Here is an 8377-nt window from a genome sequence, read left to right on the forward strand (position 1 = left end):
GTCATGCTCGGTACAGTTGAGCGCGTGAATGAGACTGCGCGCGGTGCACTGATCGTCTTCGAAGGAGGGGACGGGGCCGGGAAATCCACCCAGGTCCAAGCGGTGGCGCGCGCCCTCGAATTCCAGGGTCGCACCGTGAAGCGCACGCGTGAGCCCGGGGGTACTCCCCTGGCCGAGTCCGTGCGCGGGCTGGTGCTTGACCCCGCCCATGCCCCGGTGGACGCGGACACGGAGGCATTGTTGTTCGCTTCCGCCCGCGCTGATCACGTCAACCGCTTCATCCGCCCCGCCATCGAACGCGGAGAAGTGGTGATTTCCGATCGCTTTGTGGACTCCTCCGTGGCCTATCAGGGCGCAGCCCGCGGGCTGGGATTGGAGCACGTGCAAGAACTCAACGAGTGGGCGTTGCGCGGTCTGACCCCGGACCTCACCGTTCTGCTGGACGTGGACACCTCCGTGGCAGAAAGCCGCCGCACCGACCGTGGCCTGGCAGCCGACCGCATGGAGGGTGAAGACCGAGACTTCCACACGGTGGTCAATCAGGCGTTCCGAGATCTGGCGGCCGCCGCTCCGGAACGGTACCTGGTGCTCGCCGCGGATCAGCCCATCGAAGTGGTCACCGACAAAATTCTCGACCGTCTCGCGGAGGTGCTCTCATGACCGTGTGGGATCAGCTCGTGGGCCAACATCACGTGGTGGAGCAGCTCGAACGCGCGGCCCGTGACAACAACCCCACCCACGCGTGGCTGTTCACCGGCCCTCCGGGTTCCGGGCGCTCCACCGCCGCGCGAGCCCTGGCCGCGGCACTGCTCTGCGAGCACGGGACCGGCTGCGGTGAGTGTCATTCGTGCCGCACTGCCTTTGCGGGCTCGCACGCTGACGTCATGCATTTCGTGACCGAGAACCCTCAGATCAGCATCGATGAAGCCAGAGAGCTCGTGGTCAAGGCCCAGGACCGGCCGTCCGTGGGTCAGTGGCGCGTGATGATTGTTGAAGATGCGGACCGGATGACAGAGCGCACGTCCAACGTGATGCTCAAGGCCATTGAAGAACCGCCGCCGCACACCATCTGGTTGTTGTGCGCGCCCTCCCCCATGGATGTCCTGGTCACCATCCGCTCACGCTGCCGTCCCGTCACCTTGAAGGTCCCCTCCGCCCAGGACGTGGCGCAACTACTGGTCAGCAGGCACGGCGTGAGCCAGGAACGCGCCATCGAGTGCGCGCGGCTGGCCCAGTGCCACGTGGGGATCGCGACCCGTCTGGCCCTCTACGACGATGCCCGCACGCGCCGCCAAGAAGTCGTGTCCCTGCCCCTGAACATGCGGGGCGTGACCCAGGCCGTTCGTGCGGCAGACCGACTGCACCGGTTGGCGGTGGACGAATCAGCGGCAAATGCGGAGACCCGCAACGACGAAGAACGTGCGCAACTTCTCGTGGCGCTCGGTGCCCCGGAATCCGGCCGGATGCCGCCCGCTATCCGCGGTGCCCTCAACCGGCTCGAGGCCGATCAGAAGCGGCGTTCCCGCCGGATCCAAACAGACACCCTGGATCGATTCCTGATCGACCTCACCACGTTCTACCGTGACGTGCTCAGCGTCCAGCTCCACACCGGGACCGAGCTGATCAACCAGCACCTGAGCGGGGACATCCACGACTACGCCGGCAACAGCAGCGCGGAGCAGACCCTGGAGCGCATCGACGTGATCAGTGAGACCAGGGACCGGATCCGCACCAACGTCAGTGCGCAGCTGGCCTTCGAAGCGATGATGGTCTCGCTCATCTGAGCGGCGCCGAAAGGAAACTCGTGACTCGTACTCGCACGGCCCGTTCGGTGGCCGCTTCCGTGGCCATTGCAGTCCTGACCCTGACCGCTTGCAGCCCTCAGACGGGCCAGGACTCCGAGCCTACGGCGACTTCCGAGGCTGACTCAAACGTCACCGCGGGCACCGATCCGGCACTAGCCGACTATTACACCCAGGATCTCTCGTGGGGCGAGTGCGAATACCCGGCCGAGGACCAGGACGCCGCTGAGAACCTCGACTGCGCTCAGGTTAAGGTGCCGGTGGATTATGCGAACCCGGGCGCCGGAGACACGTTCGTGGAGGTTTCTCGCTTGTCGTCTTCGGAGGACGATCCCCAGGGAACCCTGTTCCTGAACCCCGGGGGGCCGGGCGGATCGGGCGTGGACATGATGTTGTCCGCCGGGTTCTTCGCCTCCGCATCGGTGCGGGACAATTACGACATCGTGGGCTTCGACCCCCGCGGCGTGGACCGCTCGGACGGCATAGAGTGTCTGACCGATCAGGAGATGGACGAGTGGCGGGCCGAACCCGCGTTCGATCCCCAGTCCGAAACGGTGGAGGACATGCGTGCCACCTATGCGGAGATCGGGAGCAAGTGCAAAGCGAAGTCGTCCCCGGTGGTCTCGCACATGGACACGCAGTCCGTGGCCAAGGACTTGGACGTGATGCGCGCGGTCTTCGACCAACCGGCGACCCACTACCTGGGGTTCTCCTACGGGACCGAAATTGGCGCCACGTACGCGAGCCTGTTCCCCCAGCGCACCGGCCGTTTCGTGCTGGACGGCGGCGTGGACCCCACCATGGACGAACGCGCCGTGACCCTGGATCAGGCCAAGGGCTTCGAGGAGAACCTGCGGCACTGGGTCGAGGACTGTCAGGAAACCAATAATCGTTGCGTGGTCGGCAACGACGGTGTGGACGCGGGTATGCAAAAGATTCAAGATCTGCTCGCCAAGGTCGCCGAGGATGAGATCACCGTGTCCGACGGCCGCCGCATCACCCCGGTCAATGCGGTGGAAGGCATCCTGGTGCCGCTGTACTCCACGGCGTCCTACCCGCAACTGAACTCCGCCCTCGAGAAGGCCCTGGATGGTAACTTCGACGAGTTCATGGGCTACTCGGATTCCAACCACGGCCGCACATCCTCGGGCGAGTACACGTCCAACGTGTCCGAAGCGTTCACCGCGGTGAACTGCCTGGACACGGTTTCGCGCGATGTCTCGGAGCAGGACATGGCGCAGGCCGCGGACACCATGGAGCAAGAAGCCCCCACGTTCGGTCCCTACCTCAGCTACGGTGACGCCGCATGCCAGGGCTGGCCGGACGAGCCCGTGGAGCCGCTCGACTCCTACGCTGCGGACACCGATCAGCCACTACTCGTGGTGGGCACCACCCATGATCCGGCCACTCCGTATGCCTGGTCCGAGGCGCTGGTCGACAAGCTCGGCAATGCTCGGCTCCTGACCAACGACGGCTGGGGCCACACCGCCTACGTCTCCGGTGACTCGTGCATCAAGGACGCCGTGGATACCTACCTGGTCTCGGGCGCGGTACCTGACGAGGGCGCCACGTGCGGTAGCGCATAGCGACGTCGCCCGGGTCGCTGGTTCGGTGTCAGCGCTGAGGACTCGACCCCGTGTGCCCGGATCCTGCACCCGGACGCGCGGGAGTTGCATCGAGATTACGTGGCTGGAACCACCGGTAGCCCCAGCGCGGTCAGTACCGTCCGGGCCAGACCGTCACACTGCCGGAACGGGGCGGAGTTGGAATTCGGACGCGCAAAAGCCCCCACGTTCCATGCCGAGGTGAAGTGGCCGGCCGCAAACACGGTGGGGCGCACATCGCCGGCGCGATCCACCACGTGGCCGTCGGATTCCACCACGAGTTTTCCGGTGCTGACGGTGGCGCCGTCCTCGGTTTCGAAGTTCTGCTCGACTCCGGTTCCACTCGAGTGCACGTGGTGCAGTGCCGGGTCTGCCGATGACACCACGGTGGGCGCCGGTAGCCGTGCTTCGATCCAGCTGTTCGCGGACACATCTGCACCGCCGGCCCGCGAGCGCGCACGGAACGCCGGTGTCCCTTCGGGAGCGTCCTGGTGAGCGGCCGTGACCTCGAGATCGGGGCCTAGGAACGTGATGAAACCTGCTCGATGCAGGGCCAACAGTTCTTGCAAACGGTGGGCCGGCGGACCGGAATCCACAAAACTGAAGAATCCGTGCCACCAGCCCGGCACAAGCCGCTGCGACTCGTCGTCCAAGTGCTCCAACGGCACCAACCGCCCGATCTCCATGTACGTGCGCAACAGCGCCAGGAAAAGGGCCTGCGTCTCGGAGTGGTCAGGATGCGTCCGTAGGGTGAGGTCGCGTTCGATGTAACGCACCAGGGCGTCCTGGACCTGCTGGGTGTCCTCGAAGAACATGTCGTCGAAGGGCCGGTCGATCGAGGCCAGGTCCACCCGGTATCGGGAATCCGGGATCGCTTTCCTCACCAATTGCTGCAGCTCGTTACTCCCCCAGCGGGCCGCTCGGTAAGCCGGGGCAAATTCCTCCCAGCTCATGCGGGCGCGCTCGGGATGCCCCACGATCAGCTCGCGATACACGTGGTAGCCGAGCTCTTGATTGATGAGCGGCCACAAGTGCTCGTGGAAATTGAGGGTGCTGTGCTGTTCCAATAAGTGGCTGACGGTGTCCGGGGTGATGAACCGCAGGGGTTCGGGGTCCGCTGAGAGCACCGATGTGATCTTGCTGTGATAGGGAACGCCACGCCGGGACCCCACGAAGACATGGGGTTCTTGGCCGCACGCAACGTAGGTGAGCGGACCGCCGTCGCGAATTCCCTCGCGGGGTTTGCCGTCCACTCGCTCTCCCGTGGTTTCGAATCGACCCCCGCGGCCCTCGTACAACAACACCATGAGGTCGATGAAGGCCAGTCCCATGCCGGTCACGATCACGCGGTCCCCTGGGCGGACCGCGGAGTAATCGACGTCGTTCGTGTAAGCCGGTGGGGCGTAGAAGCCGCCGCGGGCAGTCGCCGTGCGTTCACGGATCAGCTGGGTGTTGGAACCCATGCTGTCCGTGTGGCCCACGGTGTAGACAACGGCATCCGTGGTGATGATTTCACCCGAGTCGAGTTCCACCCGGTGGCCGTGCTCTGAGTCCGTGACCGAGGTGACCGTGCCCCGGTGGGTTTCTACGCGCATGTTCTCCGCCGCTTGTTCTGCGGTCACACGGTAGAACCACCCCAGATAAAACGATTGCAGTTGTCTGGTGGGAAAACTTTCCGGGCCCAATTCCCGCACCTGGGCCATTACCTCCGGGTCGGTGATTCGGTGGTCGGTGATCTCACCACTCACGACCGCCCGGCACCAGTCCAGGAGGGTGGGACCTTCCCGAACGGGGCCCTCGCATTCCACTGAAGCATCCGTGAACATGGTGATGTCCTGCGCCATGGAGTTCAATTTGAGCAGGGGTGACTGGTCGTAACGCCAGATCCGGCCCGCGCCGGGCTCGAACGGTTCCACCACGTGGACGGTGAGCACCGCGGCGTCGTGCGGGTAATTGGCGGTGATCCGCTCGATAACCATGGCCGCGCGCGGCCCCCCGCCCACGAACGTAACGCTGCGTGAGTCCACCGGTGACCTCCAGGACGTTGCGTGCGCGCCCTGACGACGGGCACTGCGGACAGTACTCGTCACGCTATCCCCGCCTGCCCTGGGATCGCAGGTCCATGTGACGCCGTGTGACAGCGTGTGAAGAATCAAGACAGCCGGTTGGAATCCCCCGGGCCGACAGCGGCACCATGGACGGGAGAGTGCCCGGCCGCTCGACCGTGCCCGGGACCGCAGTCGACTAGAGGGTAGGTCATGAACAGCTCACCGCGCAGAGTTCACCTGGCGGCGCATTTTCCGGGCGTCAACAACACCACGATCTGGTCGGATCCGCGCAGCGGTAGTCATATCGCGGTAGATTCTTTCATTCACATGGCGCAGACCGCGGAGCGCGGCCTCATGGACTTTCTGTTCCTGGCCGAGGGCCTACGCCTGCGCGAAATGAACGGCAAGGTGTATGACCTGGACGTCATGGGCCGCCCCGATACCCTCACGGTGCTGTCGGCGGTGGCCGGAGCCACCGAACGGATCGGCCTGGCCGGCACCCTGACCGCCACTTTCCATGAACCGTACGAGCTGGCGCGCCAGTTCGCGACCCTGGACCACCTCTCGGGTGGCCGTGCCGCGTGGAACGTAGTGACCAGCCCCGACGCCTTCACCGGCGAGAACTTCCGACGCGGCGGCTACCTCCCCTACCCCCAGCGTTATGAACGCGCTGAGGACTTCATCGACGCAGCCCGAAAGCTCTGGGAATCCTGGCCCGGTTCGCCACAGGATGCGGACGAAATGGCCGGTGCGTACGAGCACCGCAGCGAGTTCTTCGACATCTCCGGTCGCTTCGATGTACCCCGCAGCCCGCAGGTTCATCCCGTGATCTTCCAAGCGGGCGATTCGGATTCGGGTCGCGAGTTCGCCGCTGGTTCTGCCGACGTCATCTTCACGCGTCATTCAGAACTCGAGGACGGCAAAGCCTTCTACAGGGACACCAAGGGCCGCCTGGCCAAGTACGGCCGCGCCGAGGACGATCTGCGCATCTACCCCGGTGTCTCCTACGTCCTGGGTGACACGGATGCCGACGCCGCCGAACGCGCCCGCGAGCAGGCCTACGCGCAGCATTCCGGTGCCACGGCGATCGCGACCTTGGAACGCGTGTGGAACACGGACCTGTCCTCGTTCGATCCGGACGGCCCGCTCCCCGATTTCGACCCCGTGTTGGACGGCCCAGAGGTCTCCCAGGGGCGCGTCAAGCACGTCAAGGACCCGGTGGCCACTGCCCGGCGCTGGCGCGAGATTGCTCAAGCGGAAAACCTGTCGATCCGTGATCTGGTGGTGCGGGAATCTCCGCGGTTCGCGTTCGTCGGTTCGGCCGACACCGTGGCGCAGAAGATGAACCAGTACATCCAGGAACGCGCCGCGGACGGTTTCATCCTGATCCCCACCGTGGTTCCGGGTGGCCTGGACGAGTTCGTGGATTCGGTGATTCCCCGCTTGCAGGAGATGGGCGTGTACCCCGATTCCTACCCGGGTGAGGACCCCACCCTGCGCGCCACTATGGAGCTCGGCCAGTACCGCCCAGCCACCGAATGGTCGCAGGCACGCACCGACGCCCGCGCCGCAGCAACCAACGGTCAGGAGGCCTGACATGAGTACCACACCCTTCGTGATCGCCGCCCGCATCACGCCTCGTCCGGGGGTCGACCGACTTGATCCCGCCGAGTACTTCTCGGGTGCCGCCGTTCGTCAGGCAGCCCTGGATGCAGAGACCGCCGGCGCCGCTTTTGTCCTGCTCGACGACGATTTGGACGCCGCGAGCACTACCGGGCCTGCCGCGGGTCGCCTGTCCGCGCTGCAGACCTCCGCATGGTTGGGCCCGCAGACCTCGAGCGTCGCTGTCGTGCCCACTCTGCGCACGACTCACACCGAGCCGTTCCTCATGGGCACCGAGAGCGCCTCATTGGACTGGGCCACTCACGGTCGCGCGGGAGTCTTGTTCGCGCCGTCGTTGGGTGCCGACGCCGCCGCCAACGTTGGTCGACGCGACACCCCGTCCGCGCAGGCGGCCTGGGCAGAAACCGCGGACGTCATCGACGTGGTTCGCAGGTTGTGGGACTCGTGGGAGGCGGACGCTGAGATCCGTGACCAGGCCACCGGTCGTTTCGTGGACCGCGCCAAGCTGCATTACGTGGACTTCAGCGGAACGGATTCCGCGGGTGAAGAGTTCACCGTCAAGGGGCCCTCGATCGTTCCGCGGCCCACACAGGGACACCTCCCGGTCTTCGTGGAACGCACGACCGAGGCTCCCTTGGAGGCCTTGCGTCCCACCGTCGAGCAGGCAGATGTGGTGCTGCTCCCAGCAGAGACCGTTGGACTTGAAGCCGTCAAGGTTCTCGACTGGAACCCGGGGGCACGCGTGTTCGCCGTGATCGACGCGGATTCAGACACTCTCGATCCGGAGATCGTGGGGCGATGGGTTCAGGTCGGGGTAAGCGGCGTGGTCCTGGAGACCGGCCCCCACGATGTGGAACTGGCCGTGCGCGCTGCCGCAGGGGTGGTCCCGGAACTGGTGGGCGCTGAAGTGTCAGCGGATGAAGAATCCACGCTGCGCGAGCGCCTGGGCCTGCCGCCCGCGGAGAACCGTTACGCCAACTCCTGAGCACGGGAAAACCCCGCCGATTGGGGCCTGCGCGGGGTTGTCTGCTACTGTCTTGGGTGCATCTGAACCGTGCTCGGTTCTGCTGCGCCACCTTAGCTCAGTCGGTAGAGCAATTCCCTCGTAAAGAATAGGTCGCCGGTTCGATTCCGGCAGGTGGCTCCGAACGGAAGAAAACCCCGGGGAACCTGATCAGGTTCCCCGGGGTTTTCTCGTACCCGTGCGATTGCCGCCCGAGTGGGCGCGCTCGGGGGTTAAAGGCCAAAATGTGTGTATGGCTCGGGTGTGTCATGGGTGGTTTCGGCCTGCCCAGCCGTG

The 8377-nt window shown here is 65.3% G+C and carries 6 protein-coding genes and 1 tRNA gene; 6 read left to right on the forward strand and 1 reads right to left on the reverse strand.

The window, feature by feature from the left end; all coding sequences use genetic code 11:
- Window positions 1-3: 3 nt before the first annotated feature.
- The 3 genes from tmk to ABD283_RS11425 are packed head-to-tail and all read left to right on the forward strand — an operon-like array spanning window position 4 to window position 3388.
- Window positions 4-660, forward strand: coding sequence for a dTMP kinase (gene tmk / locus ABD283_RS11415; protein ID WP_344225145.1), 657 nt, complete (start codon window positions 4-6; stop codon window positions 658-660).
- Window positions 657-1784 (forward strand): DNA polymerase III subunit delta', encoded by a 1128-nt coding sequence (locus tag ABD283_RS11420; protein ID WP_344225146.1) that lies wholly within the window; start codon window positions 657-659, stop codon window positions 1782-1784. The genes tmk and ABD283_RS11420 overlap by 4 nt, the downstream gene beginning before the upstream one ends.
- A 20-nt stretch (window positions 1785-1804) precedes the next feature.
- Window positions 1805-3388 (forward strand): alpha/beta hydrolase, encoded by a 1584-nt coding sequence (locus tag ABD283_RS11425; RefSeq protein ID WP_344225147.1) that lies wholly within the window; start codon window positions 1805-1807, stop codon window positions 3386-3388.
- Between the two features lie 95 nt (window positions 3389-3483).
- Here the strand turns inward: ABD283_RS11425 and ABD283_RS11430 are convergent, their stop codons facing one another.
- Window positions 3484-5433, reverse strand: coding sequence for an FAD/NAD(P)-binding protein (locus ABD283_RS11430; RefSeq protein WP_344225148.1), 1950 nt, complete (start codon window positions 5431-5433; stop codon window positions 3484-3486).
- A 231-nt stretch (window positions 5434-5664) separates the two neighbouring features.
- Between ABD283_RS11430 and ABD283_RS11435 the strand changes: the two genes are divergently transcribed.
- The 3 genes from ABD283_RS11435 to ABD283_RS11445 all read left to right on the forward strand — a co-directional run bounded on the left by ABD283_RS11435 (window position 5665) and on the right by ABD283_RS11445 (window position 8221).
- Complete coding sequence (locus tag ABD283_RS11435; RefSeq protein WP_344225149.1) at window positions 5665-7050, forward strand: NtaA/DmoA family FMN-dependent monooxygenase; 1386 nt, start codon at window positions 5665-5667, stop codon at window positions 7048-7050.
- 1 nt (window position 7051) lies between these two features.
- Window positions 7052-8062, forward strand: a complete 1011-nt coding sequence (locus ABD283_RS11440) for an LLM class flavin-dependent oxidoreductase (protein ID WP_344225150.1) — start codon at window positions 7052-7054, stop codon at window positions 8060-8062.
- 86 nt (window positions 8063-8148) lie between these two features.
- Window positions 8149-8221, forward strand: a tRNA-Thr gene (locus ABD283_RS11445).
- The last annotated feature ends 156 nt before the right edge of the window (window positions 8222-8377 follow it).

Source organism: Kocuria atrinae (assembly GCF_039531425.1).
In the GTDB taxonomy this organism is placed as follows: Bacteria; Actinomycetota; Actinomycetes; order Actinomycetales; family Micrococcaceae; genus Kocuria; species Kocuria atrinae.